The 17,261-nt window shown below is 70.3% G+C and carries 15 protein-coding genes; 7 read left to right on the top strand and 8 right to left on the bottom strand.

What is annotated here, in order from left to right; translation table 11 throughout:
* Window positions 1-38 precede the first annotated feature (38 nt).
* Both AB0M30_RS17905 and AB0M30_RS17900 read right to left on the bottom strand, forming a co-directional pair.
* The gene (locus AB0M30_RS17905) at window positions 39-479 is read right to left on the bottom strand and encodes a hypothetical protein (RefSeq protein ID WP_364585113.1); all 441 of its coding nucleotides are present in this window, start codon (window positions 477-479) and stop codon (window positions 39-41) included.
* A 1,029-nt stretch (window positions 480-1,508) separates the two neighbouring features.
* Window positions 1,509-1,772, bottom strand: a complete 264-nt coding sequence (locus tag AB0M30_RS17900; protein ID WP_364585112.1) for a hypothetical protein — start codon at window positions 1,770-1,772, stop codon at window positions 1,509-1,511.
* A gap of 309 nt (window positions 1,773-2,081) precedes the next feature.
* On the opposite strand from AB0M30_RS17900, the gene AB0M30_RS17895 reads away from it, so the two are divergent.
* The 3 genes from AB0M30_RS17895 to AB0M30_RS17885 are packed head-to-tail and all read left to right on the top strand — an operon-like array spanning window position 2,082 to window position 4,917.
* Window positions 2,082-3,170 (top strand): sugar ABC transporter substrate-binding protein, encoded by a 1,089-nt coding sequence (locus AB0M30_RS17895; RefSeq protein ID WP_364585111.1) that lies wholly within the window; start codon window positions 2,082-2,084, stop codon window positions 3,168-3,170.
* An 8-nt stretch (window positions 3,171-3,178) separates the two neighbouring features.
* Window positions 3,179-4,153 carry an ABC transporter permease gene (locus AB0M30_RS17890; protein WP_364585110.1) on the top strand — a complete coding sequence of 325 codons (975 nt, stop codon included), beginning with the start codon at window positions 3,179-3,181 and terminating at the stop codon, window positions 4,151-4,153.
* Window positions 4,150-4,917 carry an ATP-binding cassette domain-containing protein gene (locus AB0M30_RS17885; protein WP_364585109.1) on the top strand — a complete coding sequence of 256 codons (768 nt, stop codon included), beginning with the start codon at window positions 4,150-4,152 and terminating at the stop codon, window positions 4,915-4,917. Before AB0M30_RS17890 ends, AB0M30_RS17885 begins: the two co-directional genes overlap by 4 nt.
* A 65-nt stretch (window positions 4,918-4,982) precedes the next feature.
* Here AB0M30_RS17885 and AB0M30_RS17880 read toward each other — a convergent pair whose 3' ends face one another.
* The 3 genes from AB0M30_RS17880 to AB0M30_RS17870 form a co-directional block, all read right to left on the bottom strand.
* Window positions 4,983-5,429 (bottom strand): hypothetical protein, encoded by a 447-nt coding sequence (locus AB0M30_RS17880; protein ID WP_364585108.1) that lies wholly within the window; start codon window positions 5,427-5,429, stop codon window positions 4,983-4,985.
* A 308-nt stretch (window positions 5,430-5,737) separates the two neighbouring features.
* Window positions 5,738-6,676, bottom strand: coding sequence for a hypothetical protein (locus AB0M30_RS17875; RefSeq protein ID WP_364585107.1), 939 nt, complete (start codon window positions 6,674-6,676; stop codon window positions 5,738-5,740).
* 697 nt (window positions 6,677-7,373) lie between these two features.
* The gene (locus AB0M30_RS17870) at window positions 7,374-7,928 is read right to left on the bottom strand and encodes a sigma-70 family RNA polymerase sigma factor (RefSeq protein WP_364585106.1); all 555 of its coding nucleotides are present in this window, start codon (window positions 7,926-7,928) and stop codon (window positions 7,374-7,376) included.
* Between the two features lie 135 nt (window positions 7,929-8,063).
* Between AB0M30_RS17870 and AB0M30_RS17865 the strand changes: the two genes are divergently transcribed.
* From AB0M30_RS17865 to AB0M30_RS17850, 4 genes are all read left to right on the top strand, one after another.
* Window positions 8,064-10,838, top strand: coding sequence for a BTAD domain-containing putative transcriptional regulator (locus AB0M30_RS17865; protein WP_364585105.1), 2,775 nt, complete (start codon window positions 8,064-8,066; stop codon window positions 10,836-10,838).
* Window positions 10,839-10,856: 18 nt separating this feature from the next.
* Window positions 10,857-11,165, top strand: coding sequence for a hypothetical protein (locus AB0M30_RS17860; RefSeq protein WP_364585104.1), 309 nt, complete (start codon window positions 10,857-10,859; stop codon window positions 11,163-11,165).
* Window positions 11,166-11,184: 19 nt separating this feature from the next.
* Complete coding sequence (locus AB0M30_RS17855; protein WP_364585103.1) at window positions 11,185-13,017, top strand: RiPP maturation radical SAM C-methyltransferase; 1,833 nt, start codon at window positions 11,185-11,187, stop codon at window positions 13,015-13,017.
* Between the two features lie 70 nt (window positions 13,018-13,087).
* Window positions 13,088-13,489, top strand: coding sequence for a DUF6294 family protein (locus AB0M30_RS17850; protein ID WP_364585102.1), 402 nt, complete (start codon window positions 13,088-13,090; stop codon window positions 13,487-13,489).
* Between the two features lie 51 nt (window positions 13,490-13,540).
* Here AB0M30_RS17850 and AB0M30_RS17845 read toward each other — a convergent pair whose 3' ends face one another.
* The 3 genes from AB0M30_RS17845 to AB0M30_RS17835 form a co-directional block, all read right to left on the bottom strand.
* Entirely contained in the window at window positions 13,541-14,377 is an 837-nt protein-coding gene (locus tag AB0M30_RS17845; RefSeq protein WP_364585101.1) for a leishmanolysin-related zinc metalloendopeptidase, read from the bottom strand.
* A gap of 68 nt (window positions 14,378-14,445) precedes the next feature.
* Window positions 14,446-15,441 (bottom strand): beta-propeller fold lactonase family protein, encoded by a 996-nt coding sequence (locus AB0M30_RS17840; RefSeq protein ID WP_364585100.1) that lies wholly within the window; start codon window positions 15,439-15,441, stop codon window positions 14,446-14,448.
* Window positions 15,442-15,804: 363 nt separating this feature from the next.
* The gene (locus tag AB0M30_RS17835) at window positions 15,805-17,253 is read right to left on the bottom strand and encodes a non-reducing end alpha-L-arabinofuranosidase family hydrolase (RefSeq protein WP_364585099.1); all 1,449 of its coding nucleotides are present in this window, start codon (window positions 17,251-17,253) and stop codon (window positions 15,805-15,807) included.
* Window positions 17,254-17,261 lie beyond the last annotated feature (8 nt).

Raw genomic sequence — 17,261 nt, 5'->3', positions numbered from 1 at the left:
CAGTCACCGGCCGCCTGGGGAACGCCTCAGCCGGAAACCTATCCGCAGACGCTGTCGCCGCGGTAGCAGTAGACGCTCGTGAGGATGTCGTTGGGGTTTTCGGTGGACATCCAGAGTCCCACGTTGTTGGCCCCGCCGGCGATGTCCGTGGTGAGGGCAAAGGGCGCGGCCGCCGTCGAGTTGCAGTGGGTGCTGGAGCTTCGGTAGTCCAGTTGAGTGTTGTCCGACTTCGCTATCGCGTACACCCGCCGGCACCCGACGGCGTTGAACGTTCCGGTGACCGCGACCGACCGGTTTTGCCAGATGACCGTGCCACTGTAGTAGCTTGCGCCGTACTTGATCGTGAAGGTGCTGGTGGGGTAAGCGGCCGCGGTGGCGGGCGCCGCCGCGAAGACCATCCCCGCCACCGACGCAGCTGCGGCCACGGCCGCGGCGACCTTCCTCGTGCCGCTCTTCGCCATCGTTCGGTCCTTCATCATGGTTCACTCCCTGTTGCCGTCGCGGCCCGAAAACGGAGCCACGACCGCACACGCGCGGGAGGCAGAACCGGTTTAGCCAGTCCATCCCTGGCGTCTGTGAGGTTTTTTGTCTGCGGCCAGCAATCGCTGGCCGCAGACACCTGTCGTATAGGGCGTTATACAGTTAGGGAGATGCACGGTCTGAGCCACGACTCGAAGGGGTTCACCAGCCGGCGGGACGAAGATGAGGGAGCGATTTCGGGCACGTCAGGCCGAGCCGGACGGCCAGGTCCGCGGCGGCTTGCCGGTGTTTTCGGGCCTCTCCAGGCCTACTCCCCGGGTAGGTCCGGGCAAGTTCGTCATGCGCCTGAGCCTGTTCGCGGAGGTGCCCCCCTCGCACCGCGATCGCGAGGGCGAGCTCGTGCTGCCGAACCGCTTCGGTCCTGTCCCCCAGAGCGGCAAGAGTGCGGCCGAGCTCGAGTCTGTCAGCGAGCCCCATGCCGGGAAACCCGGCATGGGGCTCGCTGGTCGAGGGAAGTGCCTCGGTGGCGATCGCCGCGCAAGTCGCGATGTTGCCGCCGAAGAGCGGCAGCGGCTGACCGTTGTCCTCAACGCCACGAGGTCGCGGTGCACCCGCGCCCGCCTCGGCCGGGGACCGGTCCCCGGTGACCTCCGCTAGAAACGGGCGCACCGGCAAGCCGACGGAACGGAGTGGAGCGGACGTGAAGACGCGAAGCGCGGCACCGCCGACGGCGGTCGTGGTCGTCCCGGCGCTCGTGGGGGCCGCCGGGCCGCAGCCGCGAGCGACACCGGCTCGGCCGACCTCGACGGCTCTCCTCGCCCCGCTGGTGCGGCCTACGACGTCGGCGCCTACAAGCGCTGACGATGCCCGGAAGCGGGGCTGACCGCTCCTGGGCTCAGAGCCGGCGACCCGCCGTTCCCCAGGCGGCGAGTTCGCTGGGCGCGGGGACGCCCGCCGGCCCTCCGGCGGGCGTCCCCCGACGCCCCCGCCGGGCGAGTGGGCACGGTGATCGTCGGCCGTGGCGCTTGTCAGCGGCCGGCGAGGGCGAAGGCCAGCAGCGCCGTCGCCGTGAAGTCGTCGGCGGGCTCGACGCTCTGCCACGCTCCGACGTCGTCGAAGAAACGGGCGTTGTGGCCGTCGAAGCGGGTGAATCCCGCTGTCGCGCAGGGGCGCATGGCCGGGAACCGGTTGAGCTCGGCGAAGCGGTCGGCCGCGGTGTGGTCCGTTGACCGCAGACCTCCGGCGATCTCCGCACCGAGCTCCGGTTCGTCCTCGAGAACCAGCACACGCATGCCGCTACCCTGACCCATTCCGAAAATCGGATTTCCACCCGCACAGGCAGCGCGGAATTCTTTCCGAAACGGCCCGGGAGGCGCGTATTCCCCACCGCCGGGTCAGTCCTCGAGCGGACTCGGTGATCACCAGATCACCCCCAGACAACATATGTCTGACCACATTTGGTCAGGAAATTGTCAAGAAGTACGTCAGCAACCGGTTAAGCCTGGTCGAGACATCATACGTCTGTTAAGGTCCTCGAAGCTGAACCGTGAGAGACCCGTCGTAGCCGGAACACTGCCGCTGAGACGATTGTGGGGGTCACGTTGACTACTGAAACTTCACGAAGAAGAGCACTGAAGTACCTCGGCGCGGGGGGCGCGACGATGGCCGCGAGCACGCTGCTCGCGGCGTGCACCGGCGTCCAACAGGCCCAGAACGGCGGGAGTTCGGGGCCGTTCCCGAGCACGCCGGGCTGGCGGTTCGTCTTCGTCAACCACGTCACCACGAACTCGTTCTTCGTCCCGACCCGGTCCGGGCTCGCCGACGCCGCGGCGTTGCTCGGGGTGCCCGAACCACAGTGGACCGGCTCGGAAAACGGCAACGTCGCCCAGATGGCCAGCGCCATGGACACCGCGATCACCGGCAAGGCCGACGGGATCGCGATCGCCCTGACCGACGACAACGCCTTCGTCGACCTCACCAAGCGCGCGCTGGGCCAAGGCATTCCGGTGATCGCCTACAACGCCAGCGCCGCCGGCAACTACCCGCTCACCTACGTCGGCCAGGACCTGTACCTGTCCGGATTCCGGATGGGGCAACGCATCGCGCAGAAGATCACCTCCGGCGACATCCTGGTCGGCATCGCCCAGCCGGGTGGGAACAACGTCCAGCCGCGGCTCGACGGCATCACCGACGCGCTCAAGCAGGCCGCGCCCGGCGTGCGCGTCCAGTCCGTGAACACCGGGGCCGAGCAGGCCGGCGAACTCAACGCGATGACCGCCGCGTACACCGGCAACACCGGGGTGAAGGGCATCTACGCGGTCGACGCCGGCAGCACCGCCGCGTGCGCGAAGCTGATCGCCGACCGCAAGCTGTCCGGCAAGATCGGCAGCGGCGGGTTCGACCTGCTCGACGACACGGTCACCGGGGTCAAGAACGGCGCGCTCGACTTCACCATCGACCAGTCCCCCTACCTCCAGGGCTTCCTTTCCGTGCTGTACCTGTACTTGTTCCGGTTGTCCGGCACGCTGGTGGCCCCGCCGGTCACCGACACCGGCCTCACGTTCGTCACCAAGGAGAACGTCGGCCCCTACGCCTCGGCCGGCAGCCGGTTCGAAGGCGGGACGAAGAAGGACATCATCCCGATGCCGAGTGCGATCCCGTTGCCGCCGGCGACCACGCTGAGCCGGTAGGCGCGGCGATGTCGTTGAGGCCGATGCTGCTCGGCGCGATGCACGTCAAGGAACTGAGCATCCTGCTGGTCACGATCGCCGCGGGGATCTACTTCACGGCGACCAGCGACGCGTTCAACTCCCTCGACAACTACCGGACGATCGCCCAGTACGTCGCCCCGTGGGCGATCATCGCCGCCGGGCAGGTGATGCTCCTGATCTGCGGGGAGATCGACCTGTCCGCCGGCTTCGTGTTCACCCTCGCCCCGTTCATGCTCATGCAGCTGTTCGTCAACGGCTGGCCGCTGTGGCTCGCGCTGCTCGGCGCGGTCGTGGTGAGCACGGTGGTCGGGGTGGTGAACGGGCTGATCCGGACCCTGCTGGGCATCCCGTCGTTCATCACGACGCTGGGCATGGCGTTCCTGTTGCAGGGCCTGGTGCTGATCATCTCGAACGCCCGTCCCGTCGCCGCGCCGAAGGACAGCTGGGTGGTCGACGTCTTCGGCGGGGCGCCCTGGACCGAGTTCCTGTGGGCCGCCGGGCTGATCCTCGTCATGCAGGTGGTGCTGTCGGCGACCCGGTTCGGCATCCACACGCAAGCCACCGGCGGGAACCCGGTCGGGGCCGCGGAATCGGGCATCGGGGTCAACCGGGTGAAGGTGGTCAACTTCGCGGTCACCAGCACCCTGGCCGGGATCGCCGGGATCCTGCAGGGCACCCGGGTCGGCTCGTACGACCCGACCAACGGCGGGTTCACCACGATGTTCTTCGCGGTGGCCTCGGCGGTGATCGGCGGGACCGCGCTGCTGGGCGGGTCCGGCACGGTGGTGGGGGCGTTCCTCGGCGCGCTGCTGCTCGGCATCGTGTTCGACGGCTTCAACCTGAACGGCGTCAGCGCGAACGCGTTCAACGTGGTGCTCGGTGCCGCCATCCTCCTCGCGATGGTGCTGAACGTGACGCTGATCGTGGTGCGCAAGCGGCTCGGCTCCCGGGAGCTGACATGACGGGGGAACCGGGCGCCGAGGTCATCCGGATCGAAGGCGTCAGCAAGAAGTTCGGCCCGGTCACCGCGCTCGCCGACGTCAACCTGCACGTGCGCCGCGGCGAGATCCTCGGCCTCATCGGGGACAACGGCGCCGGCAAGTCCACGCTGATCAAGATCCTGACCGGTTACCACCAGCCGGACGGCGGGCGCATCCTGTTCGAGGGCGAGCAGGCGACGCTGAAGTCCGTGGTGCACGCGAGGTCGCTGGGCATCGAGACGGTGTTCCAGGACCTCGCGATGGTCGACGACCTGCCGGTGTACCTCAATCTGCACCTGAACCGCGAACTGACCCACCGGCCACTGCCCTTCCTGCGGCGCCGGGAGATGAAACGCCGCGCCCGGGAAGCCCTGGACTCGATCGGGATCAACATCCCCTCGGTGACGGCCGAAGTGGGCATGCTCTCCGGCGGCCAGCGGCAGGCGATCGCGGTCGCCCGCTCGGTGTATTCGGAGGCGAAGCTGCTGCTGCTCGACGAGCCGCTCGCGGCGATGGGCGCCAAGGAAAGCGCGGTGATCCTCCGCCTGCTGCGGGAGCTGAAGCAGCGCGGCGACATCGCGATCATCCTCATCGCGCACAACTACGGGCAGGTGACCGAGGTCTGCGACCGGGTGAACCTGTTGCAGCACGGCGAGATCACCTTCGACCGGCGGTCCGCGGACACGTCGGTGGCCGAGCTCCTCGAGCTGGTGAACGCGGAATACCGGCTCAAGGACAGCCGGTAGAAGCCCGGCCCTGGGCGGGTCGTGGCGGGAGCCACCACCCGCCGCCAGAGGCTGATATCCGCTGGTTACCGCGAGAGGCCGATATCGCGGTAAGCCCACCTCGCGGCGGAGCCGTCCGGGGCGGACAGGGTGATCAACACACTGTCGGCACCGCCCACCACGTCCGCCGGGACCGGGATGTGGATCGGCCAGTTCCCGTCGCAGCGCGGAGTCGAACTCGCGCTGTCGAGATATTTCCCCGCAGCGTAGGAGTCGCCGTAGACCGTTCGGCCACATCCGACGGCGTGCAGAGTGCCGTCGAGGGTCACCCACCGGTTGGTGAAGGTGGCATATCCGTCGGCGTAACTGTTGCCGTAGGGGACGTGGAAGTGCCGGGCGACGGACACCGGCGCAGCCGTGGCCGCGGACGCGGTTGCCAGGACAAGCCCGACAGCGGCTGCACCGGCCGCCGCAGCCGTGCGGCGCGCGGTCGTCCGTGCGGAACGTGGAGCGGACTTCAGCATGGTGAACAAGGAGCTTCCCCCGTGATCGATTCGGCACCCGGGATTTCCGGCTCGCAGCACCACACGCGCACATCGAAGGTCACGTTGCCGCCTCGGAACGGGTTTCACCCGAATGCGGGCCCCGCCGATCGGTCGATGCCGGATGGGCGCGAGTCGGCGGTCGGCGAAGGTGTCGCGCTCGCCCAGGACGCGTACCCGACCAGGGTGCCCATCGTGGCGATCCACCGGCGCCGGCCGCGATGGGGCCGCCACGATCGCGCCCGGATCCTCCAGAGCCAATCCTCGCCGGGCGCACAGGGCGTTGACCGGCGCTCGGCTCACACGGGGCGGAAGTTGCCCAGGCAAGGGTAGCCCGGCAGACCGGCTTTGGCCGGTTTGCCCGGCGGCGGGTAGCCCAGCAGCCACAGCTGCCCGGTCACCGCGACGTTCGCGGCCAGCGAGATGTCGGCGACCAGCCGGAACCGCGTCTGCCGCCCGTCCGGGTACAACGCCCAGCCCGTCAGCCGCACCGCCGTGCGAGCTCGCGGCACGAACGGCGTGTCGAGCGCGACCCGCAGTTCCACCCAGCTGTCCCCGGTGATCGGACGGCGCATCCGCAGGCTGCCGATGGCCATCAACAGCCCCAGCATGACGAAAACCGCGCTGCCCCCGGCGATGCCGCCCACCCCGGCCGCGTCCGCAGCGCCGGCGGGTTCGGACCCCATCGACGACGCGAGCGCGAGCCCCGCCGCGCCCAGCACCAGGAACGTCACCCCGGTGACGGCCGCCCGCCGGACCTGGAACGCCCGGTGCGCGGCGAGCACCGGATCACGCGACGGCGGCGTCGGGTGGCGGGAGACGAGCTCGGCAAGCGTCGCCCCGGGAAGAGGTGCGTCTTCGATCCGCCCGGACCGCAGCCACATCGCCCCCGGCGGGCGGACGAAGACCCGCCGGCCCGTGCCGAGCACCCACAGCCGTCGCTCGCCTGCCAGCTGCACCCGCGGCCCGCCGGGCAGCCGGGTCCGCAGCCACCGCCCGTCCGGCAGCCGCACCGAGAGCCGCGAACCCTTCGCGAGCAACCCGTCCGGAGCGACGTCGAGCCGGTGGTACGGCTCCCCGAAGAGGCCATGGACTCGCCGGTAGAGGACCAGGACGTAAGTCCACATCGCCAGCATGCCGCCGAAGATGCCGAAGTAGATGTAGGGCAGCGTGCTCCCCCACCCTTCGGTGAACACGAGCAGCAAACCCAGCATGACCAGCGCGCCGCTGAGTCCCATGCGGACAATGGTCAGCCCGGTCAATTTCTGGACAAACCCGGCGAACAGCGGTTCGGCCCCGGACGGCACGTTCGGAACAGGTTCGTGAAGGCGAACTCTGTCCGTGCCCGTAGTGCTGTCCATGCCTTGTCCCCCATCGGTTCGCGTACTCGGCCGCGGCAGCGTATCCGGCGGGGGAACCCGAGCTCGGACCGCCTACCGGCCAACCGGGATGTCCTCGCGCGCGCAATTCCCCGGAATGGGGTAATCAGAGGTCGGCGTCGAGCCGGTCCAGCTCTTCCCGGCGACCGACGAACAGCGCGGGCGCGGCCGGCAGCTGCCGGGGAGGCATCGGCGCCACGGTCACCCCCGGGTCCGGGTGCGGCGCTCAGGCCGGCGGGGTCGGCGGCCAGGATCCGCCGGTGCAGTTCCTGCAGTTCTCCGCGGGGTTCGGTGCCCAGCTGCTCGATCAGGCTGTCGCGTAGCTCGCGTTCCTGGTGGCCGAGATGCTGCGCGGCTGACCTCGGCGGTGCCGCGGGGCGGGTATCGCTCCGCGGCACCCTTCGAGTCCGGGCGAATCGGCTCGGCAAACCGCCGGGCGTCATCCTCATTCGGGAAACGAAACCGGCGAGGGAAAGCCGCCGTGAGCGCATTCCGGCGGCGTGTATCAAGCGGTGGCCTGCTTCCTCCGGGAAGTGTGCCCAGCGAAATCCTGCCGTTACCCGGCCAGCAGCGCCGCGATCGCCGGCGTGCTGCGCACCCTGGCCAAGCACCGGGCCCTCGAGGGGCCGATCGAGCCGATCGGGATTCCCAGCGTCGCGCTGATTTCCCGGTAGGACTTCGGCGGGTCGTCGAACAGCAACGCGAGCAGCTCACGGTCCTGCTGGGACAGCTGGGCGCACGCCCGACGGGCGGCGAACAGGCGTTCGGCTCCGATCAGCGTGGCGTCGGGCGCCGGGGTGGCCGAATCGGCGAACGTCGTGCTCTCGGTGGGGATCTGCCGGTTCCGGTGGCGCAGCAGGCGCAGGCATTCGTTCCGGGTGGTGGTGCGCAGCCAGCCGGGCAGTGCGTCCGGTTCGCGGATCTGCGCCAGGTTGGCCACCAGCTGCAGCCACACCGCGCCGCTGACGTCCTGGACGTCCGCACCGCCGATCCGGTGTTGCCGGCACACCGCGTGGATCAGCGAAGAATAGCGGGCGACCAGGTCCCGCCAGGCCCATTCCGCACCTCGGGCCGCATTTTCCAGCAATCGGGCCGGCGACTCGTCCCGCATGGTCCCTCCTCGGACTCGGCTGTTCCCGTGTTCACGATTCCGCCACGCCCTGTTCGCCGACCTTGCCGAGACCTTGCGGTGCGGGCAGCATCGACGTGGCCGGTTCGGACGTGTCGAGCACGGGGAGTCCGCCGCATGGAATTTCTGCTTTTCGGGGAGGTGCAGCTACGCGTCGGCGGACAGCCGCTCGACGTCGGAACCCCACGTCAGCAGGTTGTTCTCGCGGCATTGGCTGTCGATGCCCGCCGCCCGGTTCCGATCGAAACGCTCATCGACCGGGTTTGGGGCGAAAACCCACCGGAAGAAGCCCGCAATGCGGTCTATTCCCACCTGAGCCGAATACGGCAGCTGCTCAACCGGGTGACGGAGCTGACCGGTATCCCCGCCGGGGTCACCCGGAAAACCGCGGGTTACGTGCTGGAAATCGATCCGGACGTCGTCGATCTGCACCGATTCGCCCACCTGGTCGAGCAGGGGAACGATCTGAGCGCGACCGACGCCGACCGCGCCGCGGCGCTGGCCGAGGCACTGCGCGGGTGGCGGGGTCCGCCGCTGGCGGGCCTGCACGGCGACTGGGCCGAGCGAGTCCGCACGACCTGGCACCGGCGCCGGCTCGACGCGGCCGTGGGCTGGGGCGAGCTGGAACTGCGGCTCGGCCGGCCCGGCGCGGTCATCGGCGCGCTGCCCGAACTGGCGGCGGAGTACCCGCTCGCGGAACCGCTCGAGGCGTTGCTCATGCGCGCCCTGCACGCCGTGGGGCGCGACGCGGAGGCCGTCGAACGCTACGCCGCCGTCCGGAACCGGCTCGCCGACGCGCTCGGCACCGATCCCGGCTCCGAGCTGCGGGCGCTGCACGGTGAGCTGCTGCGGGGCGAGTTACCGCCGGGACCGCGCACCGCGCCCGCCGCCACCCCCGCGCAGCTGCCTCCGGACACGCCGGGGTTCGCGGGCCGCGAACGGGCGTTGCGCCGCCTCGACGAGATCAAGGGCGAGCGGTCCCCCGCGCCGCGGATCGTGGTCCTGTCGGGGACCGCCGGAGTCGGCAAGACCGCACTGGCGCTGCACTGGGCGCACGCGGTGGCCGGCGAGTTCCCCGACGGTCAGCTGTACGTCAACCTGCGCGGCTTCGATCCGACCGGGTCGCCGGTGCCGCCGGCCGACGCGGTACGTGGATTCCTCGAAGCGCTGGCCGTTCCGGACGACCGGATCCCCCGCTCCCTGGACGCGCAGGTGGGCCTGTACCGGACCCTGTTGGCGAACCGGCGTGTCCTGGTCGTGCTGGACAACGCCGGGGACGCCGGGCAGGTGCGCCCGCTGCTGCCCGGCGCGCCGGGCAGCGTGGTGCTCGTGACCAGCCGCGACCAGCTCACCGGTCTGGTGACGGCCGGCGCGCACCCGATCGGCGTCGACCTCCTGGACACCGCGGAGGCGCGTGCGGTGCTCCGCCGGCGGATCGGCGCGGACCGGATCGCGGCCGAGCCCGCCGCGGCCGACGAGATCATCGCCCTCTGCGCCCACCTGCCGCTGGCTCTCGCCGTGGTGGCGGCCCGCGCCGCGATCCACCCGGGGTTCGGGCTGGCCGTGCTGGCCGGGCAGCTGCGGGACGCCCGCGGCCTGGACGAGTTCGCCGACGCCGACCCGGCCACCGACCCCCGCGCGGTGTTCTCCTGGTCGTACCTGCGGCTGGATGCCGCGGCGGCCCGGCTGTTCCGGCTCTTCGGCGTGCACCCCGGCCCGGACGTCGGCACCAGCGCGGCGGCGAGCCTGGCCGGCCTGCCCACGGGCCGGACCCGGGCGCTGCTGACCGAGCTGGCGCACGCGCACCTGATCGCCGAGCCCGTTCCCGGCCGGTACACCCTGCACGACCTGCTGCGCGCCTACGCCGCGGAGCTGGCGCACGCGGAAGAGTCCCCCGCCGGGCGGGCGGCGGCCGTCCACCGCATGCTCGGCCACTACGCCCACACCGCCTACCTCGCCGACGGGTTCCTCGACCCCCGGCTCGAAGTGCCGCCCGAGCTGACCCCGCTGCCCGAGGGAGCCGAGCCGGAACGGATCACCGAGCACCGGCGGGCGCTGGGGTGGTTCGAGGCCGAGCACCGGGTGCTGCTGCAGCTCGTCCACGCGGACACCGAGTTCGACGCCCGGGTCTGGGAGCTCGCCTGGTCGATGCAGCGGTTCCTGGACTCGCGCGGGTATTGGCACGACGAGAAGGGTGTACTCGCCGCCGCGCTGGCTGCCGCGCAGCGCCTCGGTGACCACCGCAAGCAGGCGTTCGCGCACCTGCACCTCGGTGACACGCACGCCCGGTTCGGCAGGCATGCCGAAGCCGGCGCCGGCTACCGGGCCGCACTCGCCTTGTACCGCGCGAGCGAAGATATCGTCGGACAGGCCCACACGCACCGCCAGTTCGCCTGGCTGCTCGATCGGCAGGGGGCCGCCGCCGACGCGCTCACGCACGCCGAAGAGGCCTTGGAGTTGTTCAGCGCAGCCGAACACCGGGCCGGAGAGGCGACGGCGCTCAACGCTGTCGGCTGGTTCCACGCCCTGCTCGGCGAGCACGCTTCGGCCATCGAGCACTGCCAGCAGGCACTCGACCTGCAAACGCTGCTCGGCGACCAGATGGGGGCTGCCCAGAGCTGGCACAGCATCGGCTACGCGCACCAGCAGCTTGGCAGCCACTCGCGGGCGATCGCTTGTTACGAAGAGGCGCTGGAACTCATGCGCCACATCGGGAATCCGGCGATCGAAGCACGGATGCTCATCGACCTCGCGAACCTCCACCGCGACCTGGGTGATGTCGAGTCGGCGCGCACCGGGTGGAAGCAGGCCCACGGCATCCTCGCGCACCTCGCGCACCCGGACGCCGACGAGGTGCGGGCGAAGCTGGCCAAAGCACCCGACGAGCAATAACCGAACAGGAGGAGTTTCATGTCCAAAGACAAATCAGCGAAGTTCGCCGACTTCTGGCACAAGGTCGAGAAAGCCACGAAAAAAGACCTCACGAAGGGACAACGAGAACTGTTGCACGCAAGTCTCCTTCTGGCGTGGCTTGCCACCGCACAGGAAGCGGAGCTCGAGATGGGGTTCGACGGATCGTTCACACCGGAACAAGCCGCATTGCTCACGCAATACCAACCCGGTAGCGGACCGGTCCACATGCTGCCCCGGTTGGTCGACCACCCCATCCCGACCTACAGGCGTTCCATCCAGACCACTACGAAATCCATCAGGACTTGAGCGGGCCTGGATGCCGGCCATGACCACGTCACCTGCCGTTCTCGTCTCGATGCCCTTCCTTGACGCCGAACGGCCGTCCATCCAGCTCGGACTGCTCAAGGCGATCGGGGAACAGCACGGGTTCGGAGTGCGGACACTGCACCTGAACCTCGACTTCGCCGTGCGGATCGGGCTCGACCGCTACCGGCAGCTCGCCGACCACCGTGGCCGGCAGCTCGGTGACTGGCTCTTCTCCGTCGAAGCGTTCGGTACGGACGCACCGGACCCGGACGGGAAGCTCCTCGCCGAGTTCGGCGGCGAACTGTCCTCCTTGGACGACGCCGCCGCGCCGGCGCAGGACTGGCTGGCGGCCGTGCGGGAGCAGGACGTATCCGCTTTCCTCGACGCCGCCGCCGACGAGCTCGCCGGGGCTCGGGTCGTCTGCTTCAGCTGCACGTTCCAGCAGAACGTGGCGTCGTTCGCCCTGGCCCGCCGGCTCAAGGACCGCGATCCCGGCGTCGTCACCGTGTTCGGCGGGGCCAACTTCGAAGGCGAGATGGGCCTGGAGCTGGTCCGGTCTGTCGCCTGCATCGACTTCGCCGTGCTCGGAGAAGGGGACGTCGCGTTCCCGCGCCTGCTGGACGCGCTGGCGAACGGCACGGACCCGGGCGGGATCCCCGGCGTCGCCCGGCGGGTGGGCGGCGAAGTCGTCGCGACTCCTGCCGAGGCGCCGCACGAGCGGCTCGACGACCTGCCGGTCCCGGACTACGACGAGTACTTCGAGCGGGCGGCGCGGCGGGGGCTGCCGACCGGCCACGTCGCCCTGCCGTTCGAGTCGGCCCGCGGGTGCTGGTGGGGCGCCAAGCACCACTGCACGTTCTGCGGGCTCAACGGCACCACCATGCGGTTCCGCGCCAAGTCGCCGTCCCGGGTGCTCGGCGAGCTGGACGCGCAGGCTCGGCGGTACCGGACCTTCCGGTTCGACGCGGTCGACAACATTATGGAGCCGGCCTACCTCAAGACGCTGGTGCCGGCATTGGCCGAGGCCGGCCGCGAGTACCAGCTCTTCTACGAGGTCAAGGCCAACCTGTCCCGCGCCCAGCTGAAGCTGCTCGCCCAGGCCGGCGTCACCCAGCTGCAGCCGGGCCTGGAGTCGCTGAGCTCCGAGGTGCTCGGGCTGATGGACAAGGGGGTCCGGGCCGCGCAGAACGTCAACCTCCTGCGCTGGGCCCGGTACTACGGCATCGCCGTCGCCTGGAACATCCTCTGGGGGTTCCCGGGTGAGCCGGCCGAGGCGTACGCCGAACAGGCGGCGGTCGTCCCGCACCTGGTCCACCTCCAGCCGCCGGCCGGCGCGGCGCGGGTGTGGCTGGAGCGGTTCAGCCCGTTGTTCTCGCGGCCGGACCGGTTCCCCCTGCGGTCCCGGGATCCCGAGGCCAGCTACCGGCACGTCTACCCGGCCACCGTGGACGTCCGCCGGGTCGCCTACTTCTTCGGTTACGAACCCGAGGACGAGCTGCCGCCGGAGGTCTACACGCCGCTGCGGGACGCGGTTTCGGCGTGGTCGGCGGCCTGGCAGGCGGACCCGGCGCCGGTGCTGGTGTACCGGTGCGCGCCCGGCTTCCTGCAGATCTACGACGGCCGCCACCCGGGCGGCCACGGCACCCACACCTTCCGCGACACGCTCGCCGACCTCTACCTCGCCTGTGTGGACCGGCCCCGCACCGCCGTGGCCGTGCACCGCGAACTCGGGCTCACCGTGGGAGTTCCCGCGGTCGAAGCCGCGTTCCGGCGGTTCGGCGAACGCGGGCTGATGTTCCTCGACGGGAACCTCGCGCTCTCCCTCGCCCTGCCCGCGACGCCCGGGCGGTGACCGGTATCAAGTGCCGCCCGCCGCGCCTCTGTCCGGCGGTAGGACCGAGCCGAGCGGAAAGGCACCCGACATGGACCCGTCGGTCATCATGCAGGCGGCGAACGCCTCAGCGAGACGGCTCACCGGCTGGACGCCGTGGGAATTCCGCTGGGGGCCGATCAGGATGGGGAACTGCACGATGCTCGAGGGTGCCAAGTGGACCCTGTCCCCCGACGGGACCGCCACCTTCGACGCCACCGTGACCAGCACGGTCGACGGCGCCGTCTGGTCCATCTGGAACGTCGACCTGGTCGACGCCGGCCGGGCGATCCTGGGCTCGCTCGCCACCGAACACCCCATCGGCGGGGACTGGCGCAAGTTCGTGCAGAAGATGCCGAGCAGCGCCGAACGCTACCGGTTCCGCGCCTGGGCGACCTTCGACACCGCCCTGTGGGACGACATCGCCCACCTGAAGATGCATTCGAGCTGTTGACGCACGGGTGGCCGGTTCCGCGGTGGCGGAACCGGCCACGATCCCGGACGATCAGGCGCGCACGGTCTGCCGGGGCAGCTCGACCGGGGCCGGCGTGACCGCCAGTGCGTGCACCGCCACCCCCGCGGCCGTCAGCCCCAGCTCGGCGGCGGGCAGGTCGTAGGAGTCCGCCGCGTCGACGTCGACCTGGTAGCCGAGGTCGCCGAGGGAAGCGGCGGTGATCCGGCTGAGCGGATTCGGGGCGTGGCCGACGAAACCGGTCATCAGCTCGTTGCCGAAGGTGCGCTCCCGCCAGTGCACGTCCCGGGTCCCCGGCCCGCCGGTGTCCTCCACCGGCACCCGCACCAGGTCGCCGGAGCCGCGCAGCTTGTGGTACTCGGCCATCGCCGCCGGCCCGGTGAACGCCGGATCGCTGGTGCCCTTGCCGACCAGCAGTCCCTTGGCGCCCCAGAGCGAGCCGATGCCGAGGACGTGGCCCATTTCGTGGGTGATGACGTCCCCGAGGATGCCCGTCGCTTCCATCTTGACCAGGTCGGCCCGGTCGAACGTCATCTCGCCGCGGACCGGCAGCAGCGCCCACCGTTCGGGGCCCGCCGGACGCACGTGGGTGATGTGCGCCTGCCCGAGGACGTGCCCGACCCCGTCGATGTCGGCACCCTTCGCGACGATCAGCACGTCGTCGATCGGCTCCCCGTCGAGCACGACGTCCGGCAGGTCACCGACGATCACCGTCGCCCACCGGTCGGCGGCCGCGGCGAAGGCGTCCTGCTGGGCCTGGGTCAGCCCGCCGTCGAACCGGACGGTGATGGTGAACGGCGACGTGGTGCCCGTCAGCAGCCGGGCGCGTTCGGCGTCGGCCCGGGCGTGGTAGGTCTGCGATTCCGGCATGGTTCTTCCTTCCGCTGTGACAGCTGTGTGCCGGTCAGAGTCGGGAAGCGCCGGGCAAATACACCGGGTCAGGACGTCACGGCGAGGCCCTCCGGTTCGCTGCCGACGGGCACGGTCGCGATGACCGTGTTCGTCGCGATGTCGATCACCGACATCGAGCCCGAGGCCGAGTTGGTGACGAAGACGTAGCTCGTGTCGGGCGCCGCCGCCACGCCTTCGGGCTCGTCCTGGACCGGGATCGCCGTCGGGGGGTTGCGGCCCAGCAGGGACACCGTGTCGGAGCCGGCGTTGGCGACGTAGACCTGGCCGCGCGGGGTGACCGCGACCCCCATCGGCACCTGACCGACCGGCTGCGTCGTCATCAGCGTCGGCCCGCTCGCGCTGATGGCGTCGACGCTGTTCGCGCCGGTCGCCGCCACGTAGACGCGGTCGCCCGCCGGGCTGGTCGCGATGCCGGCCGGGAAGCGACCGACCGGCAGGGTGGCCACGACCTGGTCGGACCCGACGTCGATGACCGACACGGTGGCGGCGCCGTTGTTGGTCACGTACACCCGGCGGCCGTCCGGGCTGGCGGCGGGGCTGTGCGGGAACCGGCCCACCGGGATCTGCCGCACGACCTTGTTCGTCGCGGTGTCGATCACCGAAACGGTGTCCGCCCCGAAGTTCGTCACGTAGGCGTGGGAGCCAGCGACCGCGACGCCGAACGGGTGCAGGCCCACCGGAACCGTGGCCAGGGTGGAGTAGGTGCGGGCGTCGATCACCGAAACGGTGTCGGAGAGCTCGTTGGTGACGTAGACCCGGTCCCCGCCGGGTGCCGCGCCCACCCCCACCGGCGACCGGCCGACCCGGACGGTGGCGACCACCTCCTGCATCCGGGTGTCGTACACGGTGACGTTGTCGGAACCGCTGTTCGCCACGAACACCTGCACCCGGGCGGGGTAGGCGTGCGCCACCGGGCAGGCCGAAGCGAGGGCCAGGAGCAGCACCGCCAGTACCCCGCCGGCGCGCCCGGTACGAGGCCGCCGCGGGCGGGGAATCGTCGTCGCGTCATTGCCGAAAGACATCTTCTTCTCCGGTTCAGCAGCCAACCCTGCCTGGGTCGAAAATGAAGGCTCTTCGGATCCGCTGATCGGACGCCTTCGGGGAAGCCGGTCGGCGAAGCGCTTGTGGCGCGCCGTTTCCCGGGCCGGGATCACGCTAACCGACAGCTCGGCGAAGCTGCCACCGGAGCAAGATCATGATCGCCTTGACGAGTGAACACGGCCGCGAACCACGCGGATTTCCCCATAAACCTTTTCAACCCGTCCGGGTGTCACCAAAAGGCAGCGCAATTCCCGGTGAATTCGGGGCGAAACGTGCCCGCGACGAAGAGGAGCCCCGGCCGCTGGACGGCCGGGGCTCCTCTTCTCGAACAGTCGTTCAGGCGATCAACGCCGCAGCGTCAGCAAGCCCGGCCGCCACGGGAGCCGGTTGTAGTCGCCACCCGCGGACGGGTCCTTGCCCTGGTAGAGCAACTGGAGGTTGCAGGGGTCGATCGTCTTCGTCTGGTCGGGGTTGGTGCGGACCAGGTCGCCGTGGCTGATGTCGTTCGTCCACGTCGCGCCGCTGTTGGCCTTGCCCGCGAACGGGTTGCTCTCGCTGGCCGCCTGCGGGGTCCAGGAACCGCCGAGGCTGCTGGAGGTGAACGAGCGGAAGTAGCGGCCGCCCGAGCCCATCGCCTCGACGATCATCAGGTACTGGTTCTGGCCCTGGACCTTGTAGACCTCGACCGCCTCGAACAGGTTGGCCTGCGAGTCGCTCATGACCGTCGTGTACGACGACCCGAAGCTGCCCGGGAAGTTCCCGATCGGCATGCTGGCCCGGTAGATCTTGCCGTTGTCACCGGCGAAGAACAGGTACATGTTCGAGCCGTCGGCGATCAGGGTCTGGTCGATCGGGCCGGTGCCGGAGCCGGAGATGCTGCCCGTGAACAGCGGCTGCGGCGAGGACCACCCGTTGGGGTTGGTGGGGTCGCTCGAGGTGCGGTAGATGAACGGCCAGGCACCCCACTGGTACGCCAGCACCCAGATGTTCTTCGGCGCGAAGTAGAACAGCGTCGGGGCGACGGTGCCGGAGTTCATCCCGTTCTGCCCGGCCGAGGCCATGTCGGACCAGTTGGTGAAGGGGCTGAACGCCATCGAGCCGTAGGACCCGGACGAGTTGACCGTCGAGCCGTAGACCAGGTGCTTGCCGTTGTAGACGACGTTGGTGAAGTCCTTGAGCGAGAGCCACCCGTTCTTCGGCTGCGCCAGCGCACCGGACGACGTCCAGTGGTAGGACGAGGGCAGGGTGCAGCCGGTGTTCCCCCCGGTCGTGGTGGTGGTCGTGGTCGTCGGCGTGCCCGACAGGCCCGTCCACTGCTGGTTGGTGCCGCCGTGGCAGGTCCAGAGCGCCACCGCGGTGCCGTTGGCCGTCCCGGCGCCGGTGACGTCCAGGCAGAGCCCGGACTGCACGCCGACCACCGAGCCGTCGGCGTTCACCCGCCACTGCTGGTTGGCCCCGCCGTGACAGGTCCAGATCTGCACCTTGGTGCCGGCGGTGGTCCCGCTGCCGGCCACGTCCAGGCACTTGCCGAACACCGTCAGCTGGCCACTGGCCGTCGACGTCCACTGCTGGCCGGCTCCGCCCGAGCAGTCGTAGATCTGCACGCCGGTGCCGTCGGCCTGACTGGCGTTCTGGACGTCCAGGCAGCGACCCGACCCGACACCGCGCAGGGCGCCGGTGACGTCGGCCTGGGCCGCACCGGCCCCGAACAACGCCGTCACCGCGACTGTCGCCGCGGCGGCGAGCACGGCGATCGAGTGTCGGCTCCCGCGGCTCAAACTTCTTCTGTTCATGACGACCT

This window comes from Amycolatopsis sp. NPDC051716 (assembly GCF_040681595.1).
Lineage (GTDB): Bacteria > Actinomycetota > Actinomycetes > Mycobacteriales > Pseudonocardiaceae > Amycolatopsis.
The sequence above is the reverse complement of the archived record's forward strand: the minus strand, read 5'-3'. Positions and strand labels throughout refer to the sequence as shown.